Below are 23,419 nucleotides of genomic sequence, written 5' to 3'. Positions count from 1 at the left end.
GGTGCGCGTCAGAAGTCGTCCGCGCCACGATCGAGAATCCATGCCTCGAACACCGGATCGGCAATGCGCCATTCGCCCTCCCACTGATCGGCGATGCCGCGACGCACAAGGGTGCGCAGATAGCTCTGCCGGGTCTGCGGGATCGGGGCGTCCACGCCGGTGAGTGCGGCATAGCGCGCCGCGCCGCCCGCGCCAAAGGGATCGGGCAGGCGCTCTGCGATGATCCGTGCCATGGCGCGATGCGGGGTCTGGAGCGCCAGCCATTGACGGTCAAGTTCAAGATCGGCGGCGAGATCCTGCGCGGTCTGTCGGGCGGCATCGGCTTCGGAGATGTCGGGCGAGAGGCCAAGCGCGGTCAACCAGCGCTGAAAGAACATCGGGTTGCCCTGGAAATGCCGAAAGAAGTCGAGCGCCGTGTCGCGGTCGAGCTTGCGGCGATAGACGCGGTGAAAGACCTTGAGCTGATGATCTACGAATTCCGGGCCCATGGGCGGCAGGTGTAGCGGTGCTGCAAAGCGGTAGAGCGGTGCGTTACGGGCGGAGAATACCTTGTTCAGCCCGATCTGGGACGAGCCGGTAAAGACCGTGCGCAGCCCCTCGCGCCGTCGGTCCAGAGAGGTGCGCAACCCCGCCATGATCTCTGTCCCCTGCGGATGGTGGGCCAGTTCCTGCACCTCATCGAGCAGCAGCAGCGCTGGCCGCCTGGAATCGGCCAGCCGGTCGAGATGCCGGTCGAGCAGCAGGAGTTCGTCGGCAGGGGGCGTGTCATTGTTCCGGCCCAGTTCGATCTCCAGCCCGGCCAGGTCACTGAGTGCGCCAAGGCGGATCCTGACCGGTGGGGTCTGCGCCCATTTCAGCAGGCGCTCGGAATAGCTCTGGGGGCGCAGGGCCATGTCGCAGGCATGAAGCAAAAGTGCCAGCGGGGCCGTGCTGATCTGCCAGAAGCTGGCGTAGAGGACGCGGTGACCATAGGTTTCTGCGGCCATAAAGCCCAGATCGCGTTGCAGGAATTCGGTCTTGCCGGTGCGGCGCGGACCAAAGAGGCGCAGCGCCGGGGACGGCCCCTGCGTGAGAGTGACAAAGACGCTGTGGGTGAACTCACGGCGCGGAAAATGCCAGTCGGACGGGGCCATGAGCCAAGATTAGCCATTGATGGCTAATTAGTCAACTATTGCTAAATCCGGCTGGAAGGATGGCCTCTGACCCCGCCTGCGCCTGCCATGACATGTCATCCGAGCGGCGCACGATCGCTGCCGCCTCCTGCCACCGGGCGCGGTGATGACATCCCGCCAGCCATCGCAGGTTTTCGGAATGGCGCGCGGGCTATCCCAGAAGTCGCCGGGCGATCACCTGCGCCTGAATCTCCGCAGCCCCCTCAAAGATATTCAGGATCCGCGCATCGCACAAAATCCGACTGATCGCGTATTCCAGAGCAAACCCGTTACCGCCGTGGATCTGCAACCCGTTGTCGGCGGCGGCCCAGGCGACGCGCGCGCCCAAGAGCTTGGCCATGCCCGCCTCAAGATCGCAGCGCCGACCGTGGTCCTTTTCCCATGCGCTGAAATAGGTCAGTTGCCGGGCGATCATGATTTCCACCGCCATCATGGCGAGTTTGCCCGAAACGCGGGGAAAGTCGATGAGCGATCTGCCGAACTGCTTGCGGTCGATGGCATATTTCATCGCCACGTCGAGGGCCGATTGCGCCACGCCCACGGCGCGGGCGGCGGTCTGGATGCGGGCGGACTCGAAAGTTTCCATCAGTTGTTTGAAGCCTTTGCCCTCTTCACCCCCTAGCAGGTTCTCGCCTTTCACATGGAAGTTATCAAAGCCCAGCTCGTATTCCTTCATCCCACGATAGCCCAGTACCTCGATCTCGCCGCCAGTCATGCCGGGGGTGGGAAACGGGTTTTCGTCGGTGCCGGGGGTTTTCTCGGCCAGAAACATCGACAGGCCCCGGTGATCGGTGGTGTCGGGCACCGTGCGCGCAAGCAGCGTCATCACATGGGTGCGCGCGGCATGGGTGATCCATGTCTTGTTGCCGGTGACTTTCCAGTCGCCATTTTCATCCCGCACGGCACGGGTGCGCAGGCTACCCAGATCCGAGCCGGTGTTGGGTTCGGTGAAAACAGCCGTAGGCAGGATCTCGGCGCTGGCGAGTTTCGGCAGCCACTGGGCTTTCTGCGCATCGGTGCCGCCGCAGAGGATCAGTTCGGCGGCAATCTCTGACCGGGTACCGAGCGAGCCGACACCGATATAGCCGCGGCTGAGTTCCTCGGACACGACGACCATTGACGCCTTGCTGAGGCCAAAGCCGCCGAATTCCTCGGGGATGGTCAGGCCAAAGACACCCATTCCGGCCAGTTCCTCGATGATCTCCATCGGGATCAACTCGTCCCTGAGGTGCCAGCCATGGGCGTGCGGTTCCACCTTTTCGACCGAGAAGCGGCGGAATTGTGCGCGGATCATTTCCAGTTCTTCATCCAGTCCGGTGCGACCCACGGTGATCTCTGCCGTACGTTCCTGCATCAATTCCACCAGCCGGGCGCGCGTGGCCTGCGTATTGCCTGCCTGCATCAGCAGGCTGGTGGCTGGGTCCATCAGGAGATGCGCGTCATCGGGTGTGAGGCCAAGATCCTGAATCCGGACCACTTCGCCCTGGTTCATCTGGATGCCGCCGGCGATCTGGCTGAGATACTCGCCGAATGCGATCTGGTGAAGCAGCTGCTCGACTTCGCCGAACTGGCCGTTGCCATTCAGCCGCGTGGCCCAGTTCTGCATCTGGCGCAGCGCTTCGGTATAGGTGGCAAGCCAGGCCAGACCATGTGTCGCGGTCTGTTCGGCATCCATCGCAGCGCCCGATATCCGACCGTCGATGGTGACCTTTTCGCGGACAGAGGCGGTGGCCTGTTCCAGCAGCCCCTCGACCGGGGCAATCGCCGCGCCGGTCAGTGCCAGAAGATCCCCCAGAATGATCGGTTCGGCCATTGCAATATCCTGTCCGTCATGTGCCATGAATCATATCCTCTATCCATCCTTGCGCCTTTTATCTACCATGCAGGTGCAGCGCAACTATTATGCGATTTGTCGCATGTTTTTGTTTTAAAATTACGTATTGATTTTCGCGCCGCAACATCAAACGGATGCTAAGAAGGCCATATGGATGCGTTTTTCGATATCGGCCTGGTCTGGGGCTGGGGGTTTGTCTTTGCCGTGGCGGTCTCCGCCGGGCTGGTCAAGGGCGTCGTCGGCTTTGCCATGCCCACCGTGATGATCGCCGGGCTGAGCGCGGTGATGCCACCTGATCTGGCGCTCGCGGGATTGATCCTGCCGACACTGGCCACAAATCTGTGGCAGGCGCTGCGTCAGGGGCGCCGGGCGGCGTGGGAGTCGGTGCGCCGGTTTCGTCTCTTCATGCTGGTGGGGGGCGTGGTGATGGTGATTGCCGCGCAACTGGTGCCGGTGCTGCCGCCCGCTGCGATGCTGCTCTTCATCGGGCCGCTGATCACGCTCTATGCGGGGGCCGCCCTGCTGGGCCGGGGGCTGCGACTGTCACCCGATCCGGGGCCGCGGGCCGAGGCGGGGGTGGGCGCGCTGGCCGGACTCTTTGGCGGGATATCGGGCATGTGGGGACCGCCCACGGTGGCGATGCTGACCGCGCGCGGAACCGAAAAGACCGAACAGATGCGGGTGCAGGGAGTGATCTACGGGCTGGGCGCGCTGCTGTTGCTGGTGTCGCATGTCGGCTCTGGCGTGCTGCGGACCGAAACCGTGCCCTTGTCGCTGGCGATGGTGCCGCCTGCGCTCTTTGGTATCTGGCTAGGGTTTCGGCTGCAGGATCGTTTCGATCAGGCGGCGTTCCGGCGAATCACGCTCTGGGTGCTGTTGATCGCGGGGCTGAACCTGATCCGGCGGGGGGTGATGGTGATGTGATCTACGGGAATGGTCCGGGGCAGGCATCGGGGATGCCGTCCGCGCGGCGGTTCAGGCCCCGGATCAGCTCCGGAGCCACAGCAGTCAGCCGATGGCCGCTGCCTTCACGTCTTCGTCGATATAGGGGACGTATTGCGCGAAATTGTCGGCGAACATCTGCACCAGCCTGGCGGCCTGCGCATCATAGGCCGCAGGATCATCCCAGGTGCGGCGCGGGTCGAGCAGAACCTCGGCCACGCCCGGCACGGCAATGGGCACGTCAAAGCCGAAATTATCGTCCTTGCGGAACTCGACCTCGTTCAGAGAGCCGTCAAGCGCCGCGGTCAGCAGCGCGCGGGTGGCCTTGATCGGCATGCGCGAGCCGGTGCCATAGGCGCCGCCGGTCCAGCCGGTATTCACCAGCCAGCAGGTCGCGCCATGCTTGGCGATCTTGGCCTTGAGCAGGTTGCCATAGGCCTCGGGGCGGCGCGGCATGAAGGGCGCGCCGAAACAAGTGGAAAAGGTCGGTTCGGGCTCGGTTACGCCGCGCTCGGTGCCAGCCACCTTTGACGTAAAGCCAGACAGGAAGTGATACATCGCCTGCGCTGGCGTCAGCCGCGCGATGGGTGGCAGTACGCCGAAGGCGTCGCAGGTCAGCATGATGATGTTCTTGGGATGCCCGCCAAGCGCCGTCTCGGAGGCGTTCGAGATGTAATGCAGCGGATAGGCGCAGCGCATGTTGGCGGTCAGTGAATCATCCTCGAAATCCAGTTCCAGCGTTTCGGGATCGAACACCATGTTTTCGATCACCGTGCCGAACTTGTGGGTCGTAGCGTATATCTCGGGTTCCGCGTCGGGATTGAGGTTGATCGTCTTGGCATAGCAGCCACCCTCGAAATTGAAGGTGCCGCGATCCGACCAGCCATGTTCGTCATCGCCGATGAGCGTGCGCGCCGGATCAGCCGAGAGCGTCGTCTTGCCGGTGCCGGAGAGACCAAAGAACACGGCGGTATCGACCGGATTGCCCTGCGCATGGTTGGCCGAGCAGTGCATTGGCATGATGCCCTTTTCGGGCAGCAGGTAGTTGAGCAGGGTAAAGATGGATTTCTTGTTCTCGCCGGCATACTCGGTGCCGCCTACGAGAATGAGCTTGCGGTCGAAATTCATCGCGATCACGGTTTCGGTGCGGCAGTCGTGCCGCGCTGGATCGGCCTTGAAACCCGGACAGTTGATCAGGGTGAAATCGGCGATGAATCCATCCAGCGCATCGCGCACCGGGCGGCGCAGCATGGTGCGGTTGAACAGGCTGTGCCAGGCCAGTTCCGAGACCATCCGCACATTGATTGCATGCGCCGGATCGGCGCCACCGACCAGATCCTGCACATAGAAATCACCGTCCTGCATGTAATCCAGCATGTCGGCATAAAGCGCGTCAAAGCCCTCGGGCGACATCGCGGCGTTGTTCTCCCACCAGATCGTGTCGGCAACGCTGTTGGTTCTGACGATATGCTTGTCCTTGGGTGAACGACCGGTGAACTTGCCGGTGCTCACAAGAAACGTGCCGCCCTGACCCAAGGTGCCTTCGCCATGCTTCAGCGCCGCCTCGATCAGGGCTGGTTCGATGAGGTTGTAATAGACATTGCCCAGTCCGGTGATGCCTTGATCCTCCAGCCGGAATTGCGGGTTGACCCGTCCGAATGTCATTGTGCCTAGCTCCTGTTCGCCAAGTCCGCGTCACAGCGGTATCCGTCATGGGCGCCAATACACGACGCCGGTCGGGCAGGCCTGCCCGGCTGAGCGCGTCTTAACATGACGCTTCTGTGAAATAACAGAACGGTTTTACCGAGTTAGCGCAATCAGATGCAAGTTAGCGCAACCAGAGCGATGTTAGCGAAAACGTGGTTCGCCATCGGGCAGGAAAGTGAGTCAATTTAGCCATTCTCAAGGATTATTTGCACCAATCACGGGGGATGTGCTGGCTGATTCGCAGTTTTGGATTGATCGGCGCCCCGAAAGAAGAGCATAGTGGCGGAAAAATGATAAAAACATAATATGAGCAGTATAAGGATGAACGCAATGTCCAGAATCGCCCTTGTGGACGATGACAGAAATATTCTGACGTCCGTATCCATGACGCTCGAAGCCGAGGGTTTCGAGGTGGAAACTTATAACGATGGTCAGCAGGCGTTTGATGCCTTCAGCAAGAGACTGCCCGACATGGCGGTGCTGGATATCAAGATGCCACGCATGGATGGCATGGACCTGCTGCAGCGACTGCGGCAGAAATCGCAGATGCCGGTGATTTTCCTGACCTCCAAGGATGACGAGATCGATGAGGTTCTGGGTCTGCGCATGGGCGCGGACGATTATGTGAAGAAACCGTTTTCCCAACGGCTTCTGGTCGAGCGGATCCGCGCGCTTTTGCGGCGTCAGGATGCGTTCAATGGCGATGTCGTGGCCGATACCGAGGAAACCAAGGTGATCGAGCGCGGTCAGCTGCGGATGGACCCGTTGCGCCACTCGGTCAGCTGGAAGGGTCTGGATGTCAGTCTGACGGTCACCGAGTTCCTGCTGTTACAGGCGCTTGCGCAGCGCCCGGGTTTCGTCAAGAGCCGCGATCAGCTGATGGATGTGGCCTATGACGATCAGGTCTATGTGGATGATCGCACGATCGACAGCCACATCAAGCGGCTGCGCAAGAAGCTGCGGATGGTCGACCCGGAATTCTCGGCTATCGAAACGCTGTACGGTATCGGGTATAGGTATAACGAAGAATAATGGCCCTTGCCGAGGGGATAGAGGTGCGCGATTTGCCGCCGCGAAAGGATAGCGATCTTGTCCTCGGGGATGATTTTGTGGCTCCCGACCGCGTGGAAGGGGAAGAGCTGAGCGCGCGCCGGGCAAGACGCGGCTGGTTCTCGATGCGGGATTCGTCGCTGACCCGCAAGATCATCACATTCAACCTGATCGCGCTCAATGTGCTGGTCGTCGGCATTCTCTATCTCAGTTCATCGCTCGACAATCTGGCACAGCAGCGAACCAATGCGCTTGTGGCGCAGGCGGCGCTCATCGCTGACGCGGTCGAGGCGCAACTGCCCGACGGCGCGCCGGTCAGTCTGATGACCGGCGACGGTGTCGATCTGGGCGCGCTTATGGATCGCCTGAGCATCGAGACCGGGACCCGGGTGTTCGTGTTCGATCGGACCGGCACGCTCGCCCTGGAAAAGGAAGGCGACATGCCCCCCTATGCCGCGGCAGAAGGGGCCGGGGCAACCCCGATGACCGATTTTCTGACGGCCCTCTGGGAGCGGCTTTCGGCCCCGTTTTCCGGCGCGGGCAGGGCCGAGCGTCAGCGGTCTGTCGAGGACATGGCGCGGGACATGGTCGCCCTCGCGGTGCAGGGTGGGCTGCAGGTGCAAACCGCCGATACCACCGGCGGCACGGTGCTTTCGGTGGCGGTGCCGGTTCTTCAGGGCGATCGTATGATTGCGGTGGTCGCTCTTGCCAACACGGCGGGCGAGATCGACAGGATGGCGCGTTTCGAGCGCGAACGTGTCCTGCAGATGTTCCTGATCGCGACCCTGGTTTCCGTGGGGCTGAGCTTTATTCTCGCCTCGACGATTTCCAATCCGCTGGCCGAACTGGCCGAGGCGGCGGAGATCGGTCGTGACCGAAATCGCGGCAATGGCGCCAAGGGGCGCATCCGCATTCCCGACCTGACCGCGCGCCCGGACGAGATCGGCAGGCTGAGCGGCGCGTTGCGCGGCATGGTGGCGGCGCTCTATCACCGGATCGACAGCAACGAACAGTTCGCAGCCGATGTGGCGCATGAGATCAAGAATCCGCTGGCCAGCCTGCGCTCTGCCGTGGGCACGATGCGCATTGCCAAGCGCGAGGATCAGCGCGAGCGCCTGCTGGAGGTGATCGAACATGACGTGCGCCGTCTCGACCGGCTGGTGAGCGACATTTCCAATGCCTCCCGGCTGGACAGCGAACTGGTCCGCGAAGAGCAGGAGGCGTTCGATCTGCTCGGCACTCTGCGCGGCTTGGGCCAGTATCTGGGCGAGGAGGCCGAAAAGAAGGGCGTCGAATTCATCACCGACTTCCCGGCCCAGCCGATTGTCATAACCGGGCTGGAGGCGCGGCTGGCGCAGGTTTTCGTCAATCTCATCGCCAATGCGATCAGTTTCTGCGAAGAGGGCGACGCGATCCGGGTCTGGGCGCGCCGACGCGCCAACCGGGTGCTGGTGGTGGTCGAGGATACCGGCCCCGGCATTCCTGATCAGGCGCTGGAAAAGGTCTTTCAGCGGTTCTATTCCGAACGGCCAGAGGGCGATTTCGGCAACAATTCCGGTCTCGGCCTGGCCATTTCAAAACAGATCGTCGAGGCGCATGACGGGGTGATCTGGGCAGAGAACATTCGCCCGACCCATGCCGACGCCACCTCTGATCCGCTGGGCGCGCGATTTGTCGTGGGCCTGCCGGTCTGAGCCGGTGCCGGGCGAGGCGGGCACTGCGGAAATGGTGACCCACGCCAGTTGTGTGGCGTATGGCGGGCGCGCGGTGCTGATCCGGGGCGCGCCGGGGCGCGGCAAATCGGGGCTTGCGCTCGACCTTCTGGCGATGGGCGCGGGGCTGGTGGCCGACGACCGCACGCGCCTCTGGCGACGGGAGGATCAGGTCATGGCGGATGCGCCGGAGACGATCCGCGGGCGGATCGAGGCACGTGGCGTCGGTATCCTGACCCTGCCCGGTGTAGGGCCGCAGCCCCTGGCGCTGATCGTGGATATGGACCGGGACGTGGCAGAGCGTTTGCCGCCACTTGATCACGAGGAGGTGATGGGCGTCACCCTGCCGATCCTCGGACGAGCGGCACATCGCCATTTTCCTGCGGCGATATTGCTATATCTGATGCATGGAGAGCTGTCCTGATGGAGTTGAGGGATGTCTGCGTCTGATCCGGATGACACGCGGCCTGGTGGTGCGGCCGACCGCCTTGTGCTGGTCACCGGCCCGTCCGGGGCCGGGCGCAGCACGGCCATCCGCGTGCTTGAGGACATGGGATACGAGGCGATCGACAACCTGCCGCTGTCGCTGTTACCGCGTCTGCTGGAGGGGCGCGCGCCCGACAAGCCGCTGGCGCTTGGTATTGATGTGCGCAACCGGGATTTCTCGACCAATGCGCTGATCGAGGTGATCGACCGGCGGGACTGGCCGCTGGGTCTGCCGTTGCAGGTGCTCTATCTCGATTGCCGCCCGGATGTTCTGGTGCGGCGGTTTTCCGAGACGCGGCGACGGCATCCGCTGGCTCCGGCCGAAAGCCCCGAACTGGGCATCGCACGGGAATTCGACCTGCTGGGTCCGGTGCGGGCGCGCGCCGATCTGCTGATCGACACCTCGGAATTGTCGCCGCATGACCTGCGCGCCGAACTGGAACACTGGTTCGCCGCGCGCGGTTCGGCGAGGCTGGCGGTATCGGTGCATTCGTTTTCCTACAAGAGAGGGCTGCCGCGGGGTCTCGATATGGTGCTTGACTGCCGGTTTCTGAAAAACCCCTATTGGGAGGCGGCGCTGCGCGGTCAGGACGGGCGCACCGAGGGCGTGGCGGCCTATGTGCGCAGCGATCCCCGGTTCGAGGGATTTCGCGCGCGCGTGACCGATCTTGTCGAGGTGCTGCTTCCGGCCTATGAGGCGGAGGGCAAGGCCTATCTTGCCATCGGGTTCGGTTGCACCGGCGGGCAGCATCGCAGCGTGTGCATGGCGGAAACCCTCGCGGCAAGCCTTGCAGAGAAGGGCTGGCAAGTGTCAATAAGGCATCGGGAGCTGGAGCGGCACGGACTGTCTGACGGGCCGGGGCCGGGTCGGAGATCTGAGGAGTTGAGACGGTCTTGATCGGAATCGTGATCGTGGCGCATGGCGGGCTGGCCCGAGAATATCTCAGGGCGGTCGAGCATGTCGTCGGTGCCCAGCCCGGGATCATGGCGATCAGCATCGAGGGTGATCATGACCGGGCGCTCAAGCAGGACGAAATCTGTGCCGCCGCTGATGCCGTTGACACCGGCGACGGCGTGGTTCTGGTGACCGACATTTTTGGCGGTTCGCCGTCGAACCTGTCGCTCAGGGCCTGTCGCCCGGATGACCGGCGTATTCTCTATGGGGCCAATCTGCCGATGCTGATCAAGCTGGCTAAGAGCCGTCACCAGACCGTGCCGGACGCGGTGCGCGCCGCACTTGAGGCCGGACGCAAATATATCGACAGCCACAATGTATCGGCCGAGTGAGAGGGTAGCGCGATGACGGACAAGGTGACGCGGCGACTGGACATCGTCAATGAAAAGGGGCTCCATGCCCGCGCCGCCGCCAAGCTGGTCGAAGTGGTCGAAGGCTTTGACGCGCGTGTCGAGGTTTCGCTTGGCGGGCAATCGGCCTCGGGCGACAGTATCATGGGGCTTTTGATGTTGGCAGCAGCCAAGGGAACCACTATTGACGTGCAGATTGCGGGTCCTGATGCCGTGCCGCTGGCAGATGCGGTGGCGGCGCTTGTGGCTAACCGCTTTGGCGAGGATATGTGAGCGCGCGGACACCTGCGGCGGTGGCAGTGCGGGACAGGGACGGGGCAGTGAGCATCGAGGCGCAACCAAAGACCGGTAGTGAAGCCGGAGAAACGGTCGTATTCACGAAATATGATCGTCGCAGCCTGACCTATGCCAACAGTTTTGACAGCCGTCTGACCTCCTTCGTCATTCGCACGATGGAATGGATGACGGGCAAGATCACAATCGTCCGGATGATCCGCAAGTTCGAAAAGCGCGGCGCGCCGACGGGTCAGGCGTTCTGGCGCGCGGCGCTCGACACGATGGGTATTCCGCTGCTGACGCCCGACGATGAGGTGCAAAACATCCCCCTCGATGGCCCGGTGGTGGTGGTCGCCAACCATCCTCATGGTCTGGTGGACGGAATGATTCTGGCGGATCTCATCGGGCGGCGGCGCGGTGACTACAAAATCCTGACGCGCGCCCTGCTCACCGGGATCGACGAGGTGGCGGCCTCTTACATGATCTCCGTGCCATTTCCGCATGAACCGGACGCGCAGCGTAAATCGGTCGAGATGCGCGCCAAGGCGATGGCTCATCTGAAAGAGGGCGGGGTGATCAGCGTGTTCCCCTCGGGTGTGGTGGCGTCCAGCGACACGCTGTTTGGCCCGGCGGTCGAACGGGAATGGAACGTGTTTACCGCCCAGATGATCCGCCGCTCGGGGGCAAAGGTGGTGCCGATCTTCTTTCCCGGCTCCAATTCACGCTGGTATCAGATCGCCAACCGCATCTCGGCCACGTTGCGGCAGGGGCTGTTGTTGCATGAGGTGGTGCATAGCTGCAACCGGCCACAAAGGCCGATCGTCGGCGAACCCATCAGCGACGAGCGGATGAAAATGTTAGAGAGCGATCCGCGCGGGTTCATGGAGTGGCTGCGGGCGCATACGCTGTCATTGGGACAAGGGCATAAGTAGTGCGGTTGGGCGGCGTTGGCCAATGTTCTCCTCAGCCCATCCGCGCGCGATACGCACCCCTGCGTCATCCGCCTCAGGTAAACCGGTTGTCGCGCGGAAAACCGCGTGGCGCCATGCGGCCCGATCCGGCGCGTTTGCCCAGCCATTCCTCGAGATCGGTTTCTGTGCGGGTGCGCCCCGCCGGATCCTGCCAGCTCAGCCCGTCGGCAAGCGCAAAGGTGGTGGCATCCGACAGCCCGCCATCCCTGTATTTCTGTAGCCGCACACCCTTGCCTCGGACCAGTTCCGGGAGTTCGTCGAGGGCAAAGACCAACACCTTGCGGTTCTCGCCCACGCAGGCGACGTGATCGCCGGTGACGGGTTTGCACACCTGCGCGCGCGCGGGCTCGCGCAGGTTGAGCACCTGCTTGCCGCTGCGGGTCTGGGCCACGACCTCATCTTCGGGCACGATGAATCCATCGCCCGCGGATGAGGCCACGAGCAGCTTGCGGCCCGGTTTGTGAATGAGCAGATCGACGATGCCCGCCTCGTTGGGCAGATCGACCATCAGGCGCAGTGGCTCGCCCATGCCGCGCCCGCCCGGCAGGTTGGCGGCGCTCAGCGTGTAGAACCGCCCGTTCGAGCCAAAGACCAGAATGCGGTCGGTGGTCTCGGCATGGAACATGAAGCGCGGTGCGTCACCGTCCTTGAACTTCAACTCGCGGCCAAGGTCGAGATGTCCGGTCATGGCGCGGATCCAGCCCATCTGGGAGCAGACCACCGTGATCGGTTCGCGGTCGATCATCGCCTCAAGGGGCACTTCCTCGATGCTGCCGGCCTTAGCGAATTGCGTGCGGCGCGCGCCGATTGCATGGGTCTTGCCGAAGGTCTTTCTTACCTCGCGCAGTTGATCGGCGACGGCGGCCCATTGCAGGGAAACATCCTCAAGCAGATCCTCAAGGCCCGCGCGTTCCTCCATCAGCGCATCGCGTTCACGCTTCAGTTCGATCTCTTCCAGACGGCGCAGCGAGCGCAGGCGCATGTTCAGGATCGCCTCGGCCTGCACATCCGTCAGCCCGTCCTCGCCGCCGGGGGGGGGAGGCATGTAATCGGCCTCGGATGTGGCGCGGGCGAATGTGCGCCCCCAGTCCTCGCGCATCAGCGCCGCTTTCGGATCGTCGTCATAGCGGATGATGTCGATCACCCGGTCGAGATTGAGAAAGGCCACGATCAGCCCCTCAAGCACCTCAAGCCGATGGTCGATCCTTTCCATCCGGTGCGCCGAGCGGCGCAGCAGCACCTCCTGCCGGAAATCCAGAAAGGCGCGCAGCACCTCTTTCAACGAACAGACGCGCGGCGTCACCCCGTCGATCAGCACGTTCATGTTGAGCGAGAACCGCAGTTCTAGTTCGGAATTGCGATACATCATGCCCATCAGCATCTCGGGATCGACATTCTTGGACCGCGGCTCGAGGATCAGACGAATATCCTCTGCGCTTTCGTCACGCACATCGGCGAGAATCGGCACCTTGCGGGTCTGGATCAGTTCGGCGATGCGCTCGATCAGCTTGGATTTCTGCACCTGATAGGGGATCTCGGTGATCACGATCTGCCACTGACCGCGTCCCAGATCCTCGACATCCCATTTGCAGCGCAGCCGGAACGCGCCGCGCCCGGTGCGATAGGCCTGCGCGATGCTCTCGGGCGGTTCGACGATGACGCCACCGGTGGGGAAATCGGGACCGGGTATGAAATTCAGCAGCGTTTCGTCGCGTGCGTCGGGGGACTTGATGAGATGCAGGCAGGCGTCGATCAACTCGGCAATGTTATGTGGCGGGATATTGGTGGCCATGCCCACGGCGATGCCCGAGGAGCCGTTGGCCAGAAGATTCGGGAAAGAGGCAGGCAGCACCACAGGCTCGCGCAGGGTGCCGTCGTAATTGTCGCGGAAATCGACCGCATCCTCTGCCAGCCCATCGAGCAGCGCCTCGGCAAAGGCGGTCATCCGCGCCTCTGTATAGCGCGAGGCGGCGGGGTTATCGCCGTCGATATTGCCGAAATTGCCCTGTCCGTCGACCAGCGGATAGCGCACCGCGAAATCCTGCGCGAGCCGCGCCATGGCGTCATAGATCGCTGCGTCGCCATGCGGATGATAGTTGCCCATCACATCGCCCGAGATCTTGGCGGATTTGCGGAACCCGCCGGTGCTGGACAGCCGCAACTCGCGCATTGCATAGAGGATGCGGCGATGCACCGGCTTCAGCCCGTCGCGCGCATCCGGCAGCGCGCGGTGCATGATGGTCGAAAGCGCATAGGTCAGATAGCGCTCGCCGATCGCGCGGCGCAGCGGCTCTGACACCGCCTCTGGCAGCATGTTGGGGTCGTCCAGCAAATCACTCATAGATGCGGTGATAGCGCCCGCAGGATTCCGCGTAAAGCTCATAGAGGCCGCGAGCGGCCAAAGTTTCGCGATTCTGCCGCAGTTTCAGAGGACGATCCGGGCATGCCGGGTGGGTTATCGCCAGTCGACCAACCCTGTTCAGACGCGGCAAAACATGCCGGGGCAATTGTACCGCGCGTCTCCGAGCAGGCTTGCATCGCTCGTGGTCCCGGGCCACAAGGCGGCATGAGCGAGAGAACCATCCTGATCACCGGCTGTTCCTCCGGCATCGGCCATGACGCCGCGCATGGCCTGCGGGCGCGCGGCTGGCGCGTCTTTGCCGCCTGCCGCAAAGAGGCGGACTGCGCGCGGTTGCGCACCGAGGGGTTCGCAAGCCCCCGGATTGACTATGAGGACGAGACGAGCATTGCCGCAGGTCTGACCGAGGTGCTGGAGACAACCGGCGGACGGCTCGATGCGCTTTTCAACAATGGTGCCTTTGCCTGTCCGGGACTGGTCGAGGATCTGCCACGCGGCGCGCTGCGCGAGATTTTCGAGGCCAATGTCTTTGGCTGGCACGATCTCACACGACAGGTGATCCCGGCGATGCGCGCGCAGGGCGGCGGGCGGATCGTGCAATGTTCGTCGGTTCTGGGTCTGGTGGCGATCGGTTGGCGCGGCGCCTATGTCAGCACGAAATTCGCGATTGAGGGGCTGACCGACACGCTGCGGATCGAGATGCGCGGCACGGGTATTCATGTCAGCCTGATCGAGCCGGGGCCGGTGACGACCAGAATTCGCGAAAACGCGCGCGCGCCCTTTGAGCGCTGGATCGACTGGGAAAACGCACATCGTGCGCCGGAGTATCGCGACAAGCTGCGCCCGCGGCTCTATGGCGAATATAGCAAGGATACGTTCGAATTGCCGCCCGGGGCGGTGACCAGAAAGCTCATACATGCGCTGGAGGCACCGCGCCCCCGCGCGCGTTATTATGTCACGGCGCCCACCTATATGATGGGCACGCTACGGCGCATTCTGCCGTCCCGCGCACTGGATTGGGTGATTTCCAAGGGATAGGGCTATTGACTGCGGCACATTTTCCCTTTCGCTTTGTGCCCCACCCCGCCTAGATGTGCCCCACGAGACCGACTCGGAAAGGACGCCTGATGCTGCAAGATCCGCTATTTCTCCTCGTGGCCTTGGGCTGTCTGGCCGTGGCGTTGATTCTGATCCGGGGCATTTCCACCTTTGGCAAGGAGGGGGTGGAGAATGCAAAGAGGTCGAACAAGTACATGCGCTGGCGGCTGATCGCGCAATTCATTGCTATACTGCTCATTTTGATTTTCGTCTATTTCCGCAGTTAGGGAGGATAGACCCATGGTGGTCCTGAACAAGATTTATACACGCACCGGCGATGCGGGCGAAACCGCACTTGGCAACGGCGCTCGCGTGGCCAAGCATTCGGTGCGCGTCACCGCCTATGGCACGGTGGACGAGGCCAACGCGACCGTCGGGCTGGCGCGACTGCATGCGACGGACGAAACCGACGCTGCGCTGGCGCGTATTCAAAACGATCTCTTTGATCTTGGGGCCGATCTGTGCCGTCCCGATATGGAGCAGGATGCCAAGGCCGAATACCCGCCGCTGCGCATGGCTGACAGTCAGGTCGCGCGGCTGGAGGCCGAGATTGACGCGATGAACGGACATCTCCAGCCCCTGCGCAGCTTTGTCCTGCCCGGTGGCTCGCCGCTGGCGGCGCATCTGCACCTCTGCCGTACAGTCTCGCGGCGCGCTGAGCGGCTGTGCGTCGAACTGGCGACGCTGGAACATGTGAACGCGGCGGCGGTGAAATATCTCAACCGGCTGAGCGACTGGTTTTTCGTCGCCTCTCGCATGGCCAATGAAAACGGCAAGGCGGATGTCTTGTGGATTCCGGGCGCGAACCGCTGAAACACTCTGGCAATATTCTTGCGCCCTAAATCCCGAAACGCGACGTCGCCGGACGCAAACGTGACGATTTTGCCCTGTTTTATGCGCGCCTGACCCGGTATCAACGCGCGAGAAAGATTTAGCCGAAGAGTCGGACCGGCTCTTCACCACTTTAAGGGAGACCATGCCAATGAAGGTGCTTGTGCCTGTCAAACGCGTGATCGACTACAACGTGAAGGTTCGCGTGAAGGCGGACGGCAGCGGTGTCGATCTTGCGAATGTAAAGATGTCGATGAATCCGTTCGACGAGATCGCCGTCGAAGAGGCGATTCGTCTGAAAGAGGCGGGCAAGGCCGAAGAGGTGATCGCGGTTTCCATCGGCGTGAAACAGGCGCAGGAGACGCTGCGCACGGCGCTGGCGATGGGCGCGGACCGCGCGATCCTGGTGGTGGCCGCTGAGGATGTGCATACCGATATCGAGCCGCTGGCGGTCGCGAAAATCCTTGCGAAAATCGTTGAGGAAGAACAACCCGGCCTCGTGCTTTGCGGCAAGCAGGCGATCGACAATGACATGAACGCCACCGGGCAGATGCTCTCGGCGCTGCTGGGCTGGTCCCAGGCGACCTTCGCCTCGAAACTTGAGGTCGAGGGCGATCATGCGCTGGTCACCCGCGAGGTGGATGGCGGTCTGCAGACGATCAAGGTCAAGACACCTACCATCGTCACCGTCGATCTGCGCCTGAACGAGCCGCGCTATGCGTCGTTGCCCAACATCATGAAGGCCAAGAAAAAGCCGCTGGATGAAAAAACTGCCGCCGATTACGGCGTCGATGTCACGCCGCGGCTGGACATCACCGTCACCTCAGAGCCCGCGGCGCGGGCGGCGGGCGTGATCGTGGGCTCGGTCGACGAACTGGTTGCGAAACTCAAGGAAGCGGGGGCCGTATGATGTCTGTTCTTCTTCTTGCCGAAGTCACCGATGGCGAACTGTCGCTGGATGCCACCGCCAAGGCGGTGACGGCAGCGGCCAAACTGGGCGATGTGACAGCGCTCTGCTGCGGGGCTTCGGCCGCAGCGGCGGGCGAAGCGGCGGCCAGGATCGCCGGTGTGAAAAAGGTGCTGGTGGCCGAGGATGCCTCATTGGGGCACCGTCTGGCGGAATCCACCGCCGCGCTGATCGTGTCGCTGGCTGACGATTACAGCCATATAGTGGCTCCGGCCACGACCGACGCCAAGAACGTGCTGCCGCGCGTCGCGGCGCTTTTGGATGTCATGGTGATCTCGGACGCCTCGGGCGTGGTGGATGCCGACACGTATGAGCGCCCGATCTATGCGGGCAACGCGATCCAGACGGTGAAATCGCGCGATGCGAAAAAGGTCATCAGCTTTCGCACCTCGACCTTCGAGCCGGCGGGCGAACAGGCGGCGGCCCCGGTCGAGACAATTTCGGCGGTGGCCAATCCCGGCCTCTCCGAATGGGTCGAGGACAAGGTCGCGGCCTCGGATCGGCCCGAACTGACCTCTGCCGGGATCGTCGTCTCGGGCGGGCGCGGCGTGGGCAGCCAGGAGGATTTCGCGCTGATCGAGAAACTGGCGGACAAGCTGGGCGCCGCCGTTGGCGCGTCGCGCGCGGCGGTCGATTCGGGTTATGCGCCGAACGACTGGCAGGTCGGCCAGACCGGCAAGGTGGTGGCCCCCAACCTCTATGTCGCGGTCGGCATCTCGGGGGCGATCCAGCATCTGGCGGGGATGAAGGATTCCAAGATCATCGTCGCCATCAACAAGGACGAAGAGGCGCCCATCTTTCAGGTCGCCGATTACGGCCTCGTGGCGGACCTCTTTACCGCCGTGCCGGAGCTGACCGAAAAGCTGTGAGAGCGTCCTAGACGTGGAATAACGGCCCGCGCCCCGGAGGCGCGGGTCCTTTCATTCCGCGATCAGAGGGGCGAGCGCCGGGGTCAGGGCGCGGGCCACCTCGCTATGGGCGAGCGGACCCGGCAGCGCGGCGGCGGCGATTTCTTCCAGCGGTGCAAAGCGCATGCCGTGCGTGCCCAGAGCCTTTGCGCCGGGGCTTGCCACCACCTCCACCACATACGCAGCGCGGCTGCCGACGGCCTGCAGCATGGCACGACTGACATAGGCGGGATCGTCGCACAGGTCTGCCGATCCCTCTCCGTTCCCCGGCGGATGACCCGCAAACCAGAGCAGCACCACGGGCCGTCCGATCCGGTCAAGAAGGTGCTGCATGCGCGCCACCCAAACCTCCTGAAGTTCCACGCGCAGTATGGCAAATCGCGCGGGGTCGATGTCCGAAAGCCGCAGCATCAGGTGACGGGTAAAGTGGAACTCGGTGAAATCGACCTCGGGAAACAGGCGGTAAAGGCGCGGGCTGGCCTGCACGAAGCGGTCATTGCGGCGCGGATGGACGCGGTAATAGGGATTGGACAGGTTCATCGCCGAGGGGATTTGCAGCACCACCGCGCGCGCGCGGTGTGCCAGCGCCAGCAGACCCTCATCCATGAGGAACACGTCGACCCCGGCATTGGCCCAGCCAAGGTTGACACAAGGCAGAGCCAGCCCCCGGCTCAGCAGGTCGGGAAACGGGCGCTCGATGAATTTGCCATAGGTTTCCGTACCCCCCAGACAGGCGACATAGCCACCATCCAGCCTGCGCCGGGGTCCGCGAAACAGCAGTTTCGATGCGCCGTAGTTTACGTGCTGATAGTCAAGGGGCTGTTGCCCCATCCGTTCAAATGCCATTGATCCCACCATTATTTGCTCACCCGAGGCAAGGATTCGCGAAAAATCCTTGAGGAATTGCTAATGTTAAAATTCGGCTAATATTTTTGCGGTCTTCACACCTGCCTTTGGCTACTTGCGGCCCTTGCAGGTGGCCCCCGCCGGGGCCTATGCTGGTGCAGCAAAAGCACGGGGACCGGACAGATGGATATCGCGAAAATCGGCGTGGTCGGCGCAGGCCAGATGGGTAACGGCATTGCGCATGTGATGGCGCTCGCCGGTTATGAGGTCCTGCTCAACGACATCAGCGCCGAGACGCTGCAACGCGCCATGGAGACAATCCGCAGGAACATGGACCGGCAGGTCAGCCGCGACAAGATCACCCGGGCCGAGATGGAGGCGGCGCTGGCGCGGATCACCACGACGCAGACCCTGACCGATCTGGGCAAGACCGATCTGGTGATAGAGGCCGCGACCGAACGCGAGGCGGTGAAACAGGCGATTTTCGACGAATTGTTGCCGCATCTGCTGCCACATACGATCCTGACCTCTAACACGTCCTCGATCTCGATCACGCGCCTGGCCAGCCGCACCGACCGGCCGGAGAAATTCATGGGGTTCCATTTCATGAACCCGGTGCCGGTGATGCAGCTGGTGGAACTCATCCGCGGCATTGCAACCGACAAGGTCACCTATGACGCCTGCCTTGCCGTGGTCGAGAAACTGGGCAAGACCGCCGCCAGCGCCGAGGATTTCCCGGCCTTCATCGTCAACCGCATCCTCATGCCGATGATCAACGAGGCCGTCTACACGCTCTATGAAGGGGTCGGAAATGTCAGGTCTATCGACCAGTCTATGAAACTGGGGGCCAATCACCCGATGGGGCCGCTGGAACTGGCGGATTTCATCGGGCTGGACACCTGCCTTGCGATCATGAACGTGCTGCATGACGGGCTGGCGGACACGAAATACCGACCCTGTCCGCTGCTCACGAAATACGTCGAGGCGGGGTGGCTGGGCCGCAAGACGGGGCGGGGCTTTTACGACTATCGCGGCGAAGAGCCGGTGCCGACGCGGTAGTGCGCTCGTACCGTGGCGCGGCGAATGCCAGGGCACCCGACGGATGTTCCGGGGATTGTCTGCGGCTCACGCCACCCGCAGCACCGCCATCATGCCCGCCGCCTGATGTTCCAGGATGTGGCAGTGAATCATCCAGTCACCAGGATTGTCAGCGACAAACCCGATCTCGACCTGCTCGCGCGGCGCCATCAGCACGGTGTCGCGCCATTCGCGATGCGGCGTGGCGATGCCGTTGCGGCTGAGCACACGAAACGAATGGCCGTGCAGGTGGATCGGATGGTGAAAGCCGGTAGCATTGGTCATCCGCAGCACATGGCTCGCGTCACGCCTGAGGGTGAGGATGGGGTCATGCACATGCCCTTCGGCCGCGACGCCGTTGACGAACCAGAAGCCGTTACCACGATGATCCATCTGCAGGCCCATGCCCTGCATCACCATGCCGCCCATGGCCCCGCCGGTAAACGTGATCTCGTGCCTGATCGCCCCTGACAGATCCGGTTCCGGCAGGGGGTTGGGGGCAAGGGCGATGGGCCAGTCGGGCGGGCCGTCGCGCAGCGGCGCGCCCTCGGCCACCAGATCGACCAGCCGGTAGGCGGCTTGGGGGTAGAAGCCGTCCGTCACGGAAATACGCGCGTCCGGCGCGCCGGGCATATCGAGGATCAGGTCGGCGCGCATCGCCGGGCCAAGCGTGACCAGTCCTGCCTCGGGGCTGTGCGGCGTGACGGGCTGACCGTCGAGGGCGATGATGCGCGGATCAAGGTCGCCGAAGTCGAGTTCGAAGATGCGCGCATTGGCGGCGTTGATCAGCCGCAGGCGGATGCGCTCGCCGGGGCGCAGGGCGAATTCATCGGGCACGCGCCCGTTGATCGTGACGGTATTGCCGATCCGTCCGGCATGGCTCTGGTCGTGGTTCGCTCCGAAATCTGCGGAAATTGCGGCCTCCTGCGTCAGGCGCCAGTCATCGAGCACCCAGATAACGTCGCGGTCCACGCGCGGCGGCGCGGCCTCTTCAACGATGAGCGCGCCGTAGAGGCCGCGCCCCACCTGTTCGGCGCTCTGCATGTGCGGGTGATACCAGAAGGTGCCCGCGTCGGGTAGGTCGAACTCGTAGGCAAAGGTCTCTCCCGGCCTGATTGGCGGCTGGGTCAGGTGCGGCACGCCGTCCATCGCGTTGGGCAGGCGCAGCCCGTGCCAGTGTACGGTCGTGTCGGTCGCAAGCCCGTTCTGCACCGCAACGCTCAGCCGTGCGCCCTGTGGCGCGCGCAGCACTGGACCAGGCACGGCGCCATCATAGCACCAGACCGGCGTCTCGCCCCAGGGCTCCGGGACCAGCCGCGCCCGGCCCGGCGCCGCGCGCAGGCCGTATGCGACCTGTCCCGTCGCAAGGGCGGGAACGAGAGGCAGGGCTGCCGCTGCGGCGGTTGTGCTGAGAAAGGCGCGGCGACTGAAATTCTGACTCATGCGGGAGACTCCTCCTGTTCTCGGGGTGTCATCGGTTCTGCCATCAGCCAGACGCCGCCCTCGGGGCGAAGTGTCAGGATCATCACCGGATCGGGATCGCGTCCCGGGACAGGGGTGAACCGGAACCGCGACAGCAACGTGGCAAGGATGATGACCGCCTCCTGCAACGCGAAGCTCGCGCCGATGCAGATGCGCGGCCCGTCGCCGAAGGGCAGATAGGCATAGCGCTCGATACTCTTGCGGTCGGCGAACCGCTCGGGACGAAAGGCATCGGGGTCGTCCCAAAGGACGTGATTGCGGTGCAGCGCGTAGATCGGGATGATCACCGTGTCGCCAGGCCGGATTTCGCGCCCACAGAGCGTGTCCGCCTTTTGCGCGGTGCGCGAGATCATGCCGGCAGGCGGATAGAGGCGCAGCGCCTCGTCGATGATCTGCCGGACAAAGGGCAGCCGCGCCACGTCCTCGCCGGTCGCGGCGCGGCCCTGCAGCACCGCCTGCGCCTCGGCACGGGCGCGGTCCTGCACATTTTGGTCAAAGGCGCAGAGATAAAGCGACCAGCCAAGCGTGAGCGCCGTGGTCTCATGGCCTGCGACGATGAAGGTCAGCAGGTTGTCGCGCAACTCGGCGGTGTTCATCCGACGTCTGGTTTCGGGATCCTCGCCCTCGAGCAGGAGGTCGAGCAGATCGGGCACGCCCTCGGGGCCGCGCGCGCGCCGCGCCTCGACCGCCGCGTCGGCCACGCGCTTCATCTCGTTAACCGCCCCGCCGGACATGAGCCGCCCCGGACGTGGCACCCAGTCGGGAAAGCCGAGGATGTCGAACAACGATATCTTGCCCGCTTCGGAAATATAAGCGTCGATGCCGCGATGCACGGCGTCCGCGTCAAACATGCCATCGCCCGAGAAAGTCACGTCGGCGATGACATCGAACGTGGTGCGCACCATGTCGGCGGCCATGTCCACGGCGCGCGGGCCGGCGTAGGCCACCCGCGCGCAGGATCGTTCGGCGGCGGCAGACATGACCGGTCCAAGATTCATCACGTTGCGATGCGAGAACACCGGCGCCGCAGTGCGCCGCTGCCAGCGCCAATGCGCTCCTTCGGCAACGAACAGGGAATCGCCGATCGCCGGGCGCAGGAGGTTCTTGGTAACGATGGATTTCGGATAATTGTCCAGATTTTCCAGCAGCATGCGACGAATCGCGCCGGGGTCCATCACCATGTGCCAGCGTTTGCCGGTGCGGCCCGAGACCATCGGCTGACGGGTGGCGATGGCGGGGATGATCGACAGCACATTGCGTCGCGCCGCACGCAGGCTGGCCAGCACGCCCATCGGTTCGGTCACGAGTGTCACATGGACCGGAACTGCGGGCCTCGAGAGGGTGGCGGTCTGGGACATGAGGCACCTTTGCGCTGACAGCCATGATATAGGTCCGCGTCCGCACCATGGCAAACGATTGCACCGCCCGACCGGCTGCGCTATCCCTGCACGACTTATTGCAATCCGGGATTTGCCGAATGATCCGTCTTTTTGCGCTTTTCGCCCTTGGGCTTGTCGCGGCCTGCACCGATCCGAACGATCTCGACGAGACGCCGGCCTATCTGGGAAACTTCCATCTCGGGCACAACGTGGTCGTGGCTCCGAACCTGATCAAGGGTCCGGCCTCGCGCGAGGCTACGCGCGAGGAATGGGTCGACGCGGTGACCAGGGCGATGACGGACCGCTTCGGGCGTTATGATGGAACCAGGCTTTATCATCTGGGGGTCAGCGTCGAGGGTTATGTCCTGGCGCTTCCCGGCGTGCCGGTGGTTGCCTCGCCAAAATCGGCGCTGATCCTGAACGTGACCGCCTGGGATGATGCAGCAGGCAGGAAGCTGAACGACAAGCCGCATATGGTCACGGTCGTCGAGAGCTTTTCCACCAGTACCCTGCTCGGGTCAGGCCTGACCCAGAGCAGGGAAAAGCAGATGGAGAACCTCAGCCGCAACGCTGCCAAGCTCATCCAGAACTGGCTGGTGCAGCAGAACAACGAATTCGGCTGGTTCGAGGATGACGGCAGGCCCGCCAAGGAGAAGATCAGCGTGCTGACCGGCGCGCCGACCACGCAGGCAGAGGTGGATTTTCCGGAAGCGGAGTTGGCACCGGAGGATGCGGCGGCTGAGGTTGACACGGCTCCGGCGCCTCCGGCGGAGGCACCGCCGACGGAGTGATCCCGACCGCTTCCGCCGCGACCGCCGCAATCCGCCATGAAAGGCTTGATTTTCCCTGCTGAACCCAATAAATGCCGCGCGGAGTAACAATCGGGCCGTGGTGGCCCCCCAACTGACAAGGCGCCTCGAGACATGGCAAAGGCAAAATTTGACCGCACGAAACCGCATGTTAACATCGGCACGATTGGTCACGTTGACCACGGCAAGACGACGCTGACGGCGGCGA

23 protein-coding genes are annotated in these 23,419 nt (G+C 63.3%); 16 read left to right on the top strand and 7 right to left on the bottom strand.

What is annotated here, in order from left to right; genetic code table 11:
• Positions 1-8: 8 nt before the first annotated feature.
• Positions 9-1,133 (bottom strand): ATP-binding protein, encoded by a 1,125-nt coding sequence (locus tag BSG08_RS14255; protein ID WP_093038321.1) that lies wholly within the window; start codon positions 1,131-1,133, stop codon positions 9-11.
• A 190-nt stretch (positions 1,134-1,323) separates the two neighbouring features.
• Positions 1,324-3,012: an acyl-CoA dehydrogenase family protein gene (locus tag BSG08_RS14250; RefSeq protein ID WP_093038319.1), complete on the bottom strand. Its 1,689-nt coding sequence runs from the start codon at positions 3,010-3,012 to the stop codon at positions 1,324-1,326.
• A gap of 144 nt (positions 3,013-3,156) precedes the next feature.
• Here BSG08_RS14250 and BSG08_RS14245 point away from each other — a divergent pair, with 144 nt between their 5' ends.
• Complete coding sequence (locus BSG08_RS14245) at positions 3,157-3,930, top strand: sulfite exporter TauE/SafE family protein (protein WP_093038317.1); 774 nt, start codon at positions 3,157-3,159, stop codon at positions 3,928-3,930.
• Between the two features lie 84 nt (positions 3,931-4,014).
• Here BSG08_RS14245 and BSG08_RS14240 read toward each other — a convergent pair whose 3' ends face one another.
• A complete protein-coding gene (locus tag BSG08_RS14240) occupies positions 4,015-5,613 on the bottom strand; it encodes a phosphoenolpyruvate carboxykinase (RefSeq protein ID WP_093038315.1) in 1,599 nt (532 codons plus the stop codon).
• Positions 5,614-5,985: 372 nt separating this feature from the next.
• On the opposite strand from BSG08_RS14240, the gene BSG08_RS14235 reads away from it, so the two are divergent.
• Genes BSG08_RS14235 through BSG08_RS14205 form a run of 7 tightly spaced genes read left to right on the top strand, consistent with a single transcriptional unit; the run spans position 5,986 to position 11,416 of the window.
• Positions 5,986-6,687 (top strand): response regulator transcription factor, encoded by a 702-nt coding sequence (locus tag BSG08_RS14235; protein ID WP_093038520.1) that lies wholly within the window; start codon positions 5,986-5,988, stop codon positions 6,685-6,687.
• Complete coding sequence (locus BSG08_RS14230; protein WP_093038313.1) at positions 6,687-8,399, top strand: sensor histidine kinase; 1,713 nt, start codon at positions 6,687-6,689, stop codon at positions 8,397-8,399. The genes BSG08_RS14235 and BSG08_RS14230 overlap by 1 nt, the downstream gene beginning before the upstream one ends.
• Entirely contained in the window at positions 8,341-8,841 is a 501-nt protein-coding gene (locus BSG08_RS14225; RefSeq protein WP_245770714.1) for an HPr kinase/phosphorylase, read from the top strand. The genes BSG08_RS14230 and BSG08_RS14225 overlap by 59 nt, the downstream gene beginning before the upstream one ends.
• A gap of 12 nt (positions 8,842-8,853) precedes the next feature.
• Positions 8,854-9,801: an RNase adapter RapZ gene (gene rapZ, locus BSG08_RS14220; protein ID WP_093038311.1), complete on the top strand. Its 948-nt coding sequence runs from the start codon at positions 8,854-8,856 to the stop codon at positions 9,799-9,801.
• Positions 9,798-10,190 carry a PTS sugar transporter subunit IIA gene (locus tag BSG08_RS14215; RefSeq protein ID WP_093038309.1) on the top strand — a complete coding sequence of 131 codons (393 nt, stop codon included), beginning with the start codon at positions 9,798-9,800 and terminating at the stop codon, positions 10,188-10,190. The genes rapZ and BSG08_RS14215 overlap by 4 nt, the downstream gene beginning before the upstream one ends.
• A 12-nt stretch (positions 10,191-10,202) precedes the next feature.
• Complete coding sequence (locus BSG08_RS14210) at positions 10,203-10,481, top strand: HPr family phosphocarrier protein (protein ID WP_093038307.1); 279 nt, start codon at positions 10,203-10,205, stop codon at positions 10,479-10,481.
• A 47-nt stretch (positions 10,482-10,528) separates the two neighbouring features.
• Complete coding sequence (locus BSG08_RS14205; protein ID WP_093038515.1) at positions 10,529-11,416, top strand: lysophospholipid acyltransferase family protein; 888 nt, start codon at positions 10,529-10,531, stop codon at positions 11,414-11,416.
• A gap of 73 nt (positions 11,417-11,489) precedes the next feature.
• Here BSG08_RS14205 and BSG08_RS14200 read toward each other — a convergent pair whose 3' ends face one another.
• Positions 11,490-13,796, bottom strand: a complete 2,307-nt coding sequence (locus BSG08_RS14200) for a DNA topoisomerase IV subunit A (RefSeq protein ID WP_093038305.1) — start codon at positions 13,794-13,796, stop codon at positions 11,490-11,492.
• A gap of 225 nt (positions 13,797-14,021) precedes the next feature.
• Here BSG08_RS14200 and BSG08_RS14195 point away from each other — a divergent pair, with 225 nt between their 5' ends.
• The 5 genes from BSG08_RS14195 (at position 14,022) to BSG08_RS14175 (ending at position 17,579) form a co-directional block, all read left to right on the top strand.
• A complete protein-coding gene (locus tag BSG08_RS14195; RefSeq protein ID WP_093038303.1) occupies positions 14,022-14,852 on the top strand; it encodes an SDR family NAD(P)-dependent oxidoreductase in 831 nt (276 codons plus the stop codon).
• A gap of 89 nt (positions 14,853-14,941) precedes the next feature.
• Complete coding sequence (locus BSG08_RS14190; RefSeq protein ID WP_093038301.1) at positions 14,942-15,139, top strand: twin transmembrane helix small protein; 198 nt, start codon at positions 14,942-14,944, stop codon at positions 15,137-15,139.
• Positions 15,140-15,152: 13 nt separating this feature from the next.
• The gene (locus BSG08_RS14185) at positions 15,153-15,725 is read left to right on the top strand and encodes a cob(I)yrinic acid a,c-diamide adenosyltransferase (protein WP_093038299.1); all 573 of its coding nucleotides are present in this window, start codon (positions 15,153-15,155) and stop codon (positions 15,723-15,725) included.
• A 169-nt stretch (positions 15,726-15,894) separates the two neighbouring features.
• Positions 15,895-16,653, top strand: coding sequence for an electron transfer flavoprotein subunit beta/FixA family protein (locus tag BSG08_RS14180; RefSeq protein ID WP_093038297.1), 759 nt, complete (start codon positions 15,895-15,897; stop codon positions 16,651-16,653).
• Positions 16,653-17,579, top strand: a complete 927-nt coding sequence (locus BSG08_RS14175; RefSeq protein ID WP_093038513.1) for an electron transfer flavoprotein subunit alpha/FixB family protein — start codon at positions 16,653-16,655, stop codon at positions 17,577-17,579. Before BSG08_RS14180 ends, BSG08_RS14175 begins: the two co-directional genes overlap by 1 nt.
• Positions 17,580-17,630: 51 nt before the next feature.
• Here the strand turns inward: BSG08_RS14175 and BSG08_RS14170 are convergent, their stop codons facing one another.
• Positions 17,631-18,464: a DUF6473 family protein gene (locus BSG08_RS14170; RefSeq protein ID WP_093038295.1), complete on the bottom strand. Its 834-nt coding sequence runs from the start codon at positions 18,462-18,464 to the stop codon at positions 17,631-17,633.
• Positions 18,465-18,647: 183 nt separating this feature from the next.
• Here BSG08_RS14170 and BSG08_RS14165 point away from each other — a divergent pair, with 183 nt between their 5' ends.
• Complete coding sequence (locus BSG08_RS14165) at positions 18,648-19,523, top strand: 3-hydroxybutyryl-CoA dehydrogenase (protein ID WP_093038293.1); 876 nt, start codon at positions 18,648-18,650, stop codon at positions 19,521-19,523.
• A gap of 66 nt (positions 19,524-19,589) precedes the next feature.
• Here the strand turns inward: BSG08_RS14165 and BSG08_RS14160 are convergent, their stop codons facing one another.
• Positions 19,590-20,984 carry a multicopper oxidase family protein gene (locus BSG08_RS14160; RefSeq protein ID WP_093038291.1) on the bottom strand — a complete coding sequence of 465 codons (1,395 nt, stop codon included), beginning with the start codon at positions 20,982-20,984 and terminating at the stop codon, positions 19,590-19,592.
• A complete protein-coding gene (locus BSG08_RS14155; protein WP_093038288.1) occupies positions 20,981-22,381 on the bottom strand; it encodes a cytochrome P450 in 1,401 nt (466 codons plus the stop codon). Before BSG08_RS14155 ends, BSG08_RS14160 begins: the two co-directional genes overlap by 4 nt.
• 119 nt (positions 22,382-22,500) lie before the next feature.
• Between BSG08_RS14155 and BSG08_RS14150 the strand changes: the two genes are divergently transcribed.
• Positions 22,501-23,193 carry a hypothetical protein gene (locus BSG08_RS14150; protein ID WP_093038286.1) on the top strand — a complete coding sequence of 231 codons (693 nt, stop codon included), beginning with the start codon at positions 22,501-22,503 and terminating at the stop codon, positions 23,191-23,193.
• Positions 23,194-23,325: 132 nt separating this feature from the next.
• A partial coding sequence (locus BSG08_RS14145) for a GTP-binding protein (protein ID WP_217649904.1) occupies positions 23,326-23,419 on the top strand: 94 nt, incomplete at its 3' end.

Source organism: Roseovarius azorensis, assembly GCF_900109455.1.
Lineage (GTDB): Bacteria > Pseudomonadota > Alphaproteobacteria > Rhodobacterales > Rhodobacteraceae > Roseovarius > Roseovarius azorensis.
Note: the sequence above shows the minus strand (reverse complement) of the source record. Positions and strands in the feature narration are given on the sequence as shown.

Bases quoted from the DNA above. Each gene is read 5' to 3' on its own strand.
- BSG08_RS14150 (WP_093038286.1), top strand. From the start codon at position 22,501: ATGATCCGTCTTTTTGCGCTTTTCGCCCTTGGGCTTGTCGCGGCCTGC.
- BSG08_RS14175 (WP_093038513.1), top strand. From the start codon at position 16,653: ATGTCTGTTCTTCTTCTTGCCGAAGTCACCGATGGCGAACTGTCGCTG.
- BSG08_RS14165 (WP_093038293.1), top strand. From the start codon at position 18,648: ATGGATATCGCGAAAATCGGCGTGGTCGGCGCAGGCCAGATGGGTAAC.
- BSG08_RS14195 (WP_093038303.1), top strand. From the start codon at position 14,022: ATGAGCGAGAGAACCATCCTGATCACCGGCTGTTCCTCCGGCATCGGC.
- BSG08_RS14210 (WP_093038307.1), top strand. From the start codon at position 10,203: ATGACGGACAAGGTGACGCGGCGACTGGACATCGTCAATGAAAAGGGG.
- BSG08_RS14200 (WP_093038305.1), bottom strand. From the start codon at position 13,796: ATGAGTGATTTGCTGGACGACCCCAACATGCTGCCAGAGGCGGTGTCA.
- BSG08_RS14250 (WP_093038319.1), bottom strand. From the start codon at position 3,012: ATGGCACATGACGGACAGGATATTGCAATGGCCGAACCGATCATTCTG.
- BSG08_RS14155 (WP_093038288.1), bottom strand. From the start codon at position 22,381: ATGTCCCAGACCGCCACCCTCTCGAGGCCCGCAGTTCCGGTCCATGTG.
- BSG08_RS14180 (WP_093038297.1), top strand. From the start codon at position 15,895: ATGAAGGTGCTTGTGCCTGTCAAACGCGTGATCGACTACAACGTGAAG.
- BSG08_RS14230 (WP_093038313.1), top strand. From the start codon at position 6,687: ATGGCCCTTGCCGAGGGGATAGAGGTGCGCGATTTGCCGCCGCGAAAG.
- BSG08_RS14185 (WP_093038299.1), top strand. From the start codon at position 15,153: ATGGTGGTCCTGAACAAGATTTATACACGCACCGGCGATGCGGGCGAA.
- BSG08_RS14245 (WP_093038317.1), top strand. From the start codon at position 3,157: ATGGATGCGTTTTTCGATATCGGCCTGGTCTGGGGCTGGGGGTTTGTC.
- BSG08_RS14240 (WP_093038315.1), bottom strand. From the start codon at position 5,613: ATGACATTCGGACGGGTCAACCCGCAATTCCGGCTGGAGGATCAAGGC.
- BSG08_RS14160 (WP_093038291.1), bottom strand. From the start codon at position 20,984: ATGAGTCAGAATTTCAGTCGCCGCGCCTTTCTCAGCACAACCGCCGCA.
- rapZ (WP_093038311.1), top strand. From the start codon at position 8,854: ATGTCTGCGTCTGATCCGGATGACACGCGGCCTGGTGGTGCGGCCGAC.
- BSG08_RS14225 (WP_245770714.1), top strand. From the start codon at position 8,341: ATGCCGACGCCACCTCTGATCCGCTGGGCGCGCGATTTGTCGTGGGCC.
- BSG08_RS14235 (WP_093038520.1), top strand. From the start codon at position 5,986: ATGTCCAGAATCGCCCTTGTGGACGATGACAGAAATATTCTGACGTCC.
- BSG08_RS14255 (WP_093038321.1), bottom strand. From the start codon at position 1,133: ATGGCCCCGTCCGACTGGCATTTTCCGCGCCGTGAGTTCACCCACAGC.
- BSG08_RS14170 (WP_093038295.1), bottom strand. From the start codon at position 18,464: ATGGCATTTGAACGGATGGGGCAACAGCCCCTTGACTATCAGCACGTA.
- BSG08_RS14190 (WP_093038301.1), top strand. From the start codon at position 14,942: ATGCTGCAAGATCCGCTATTTCTCCTCGTGGCCTTGGGCTGTCTGGCC.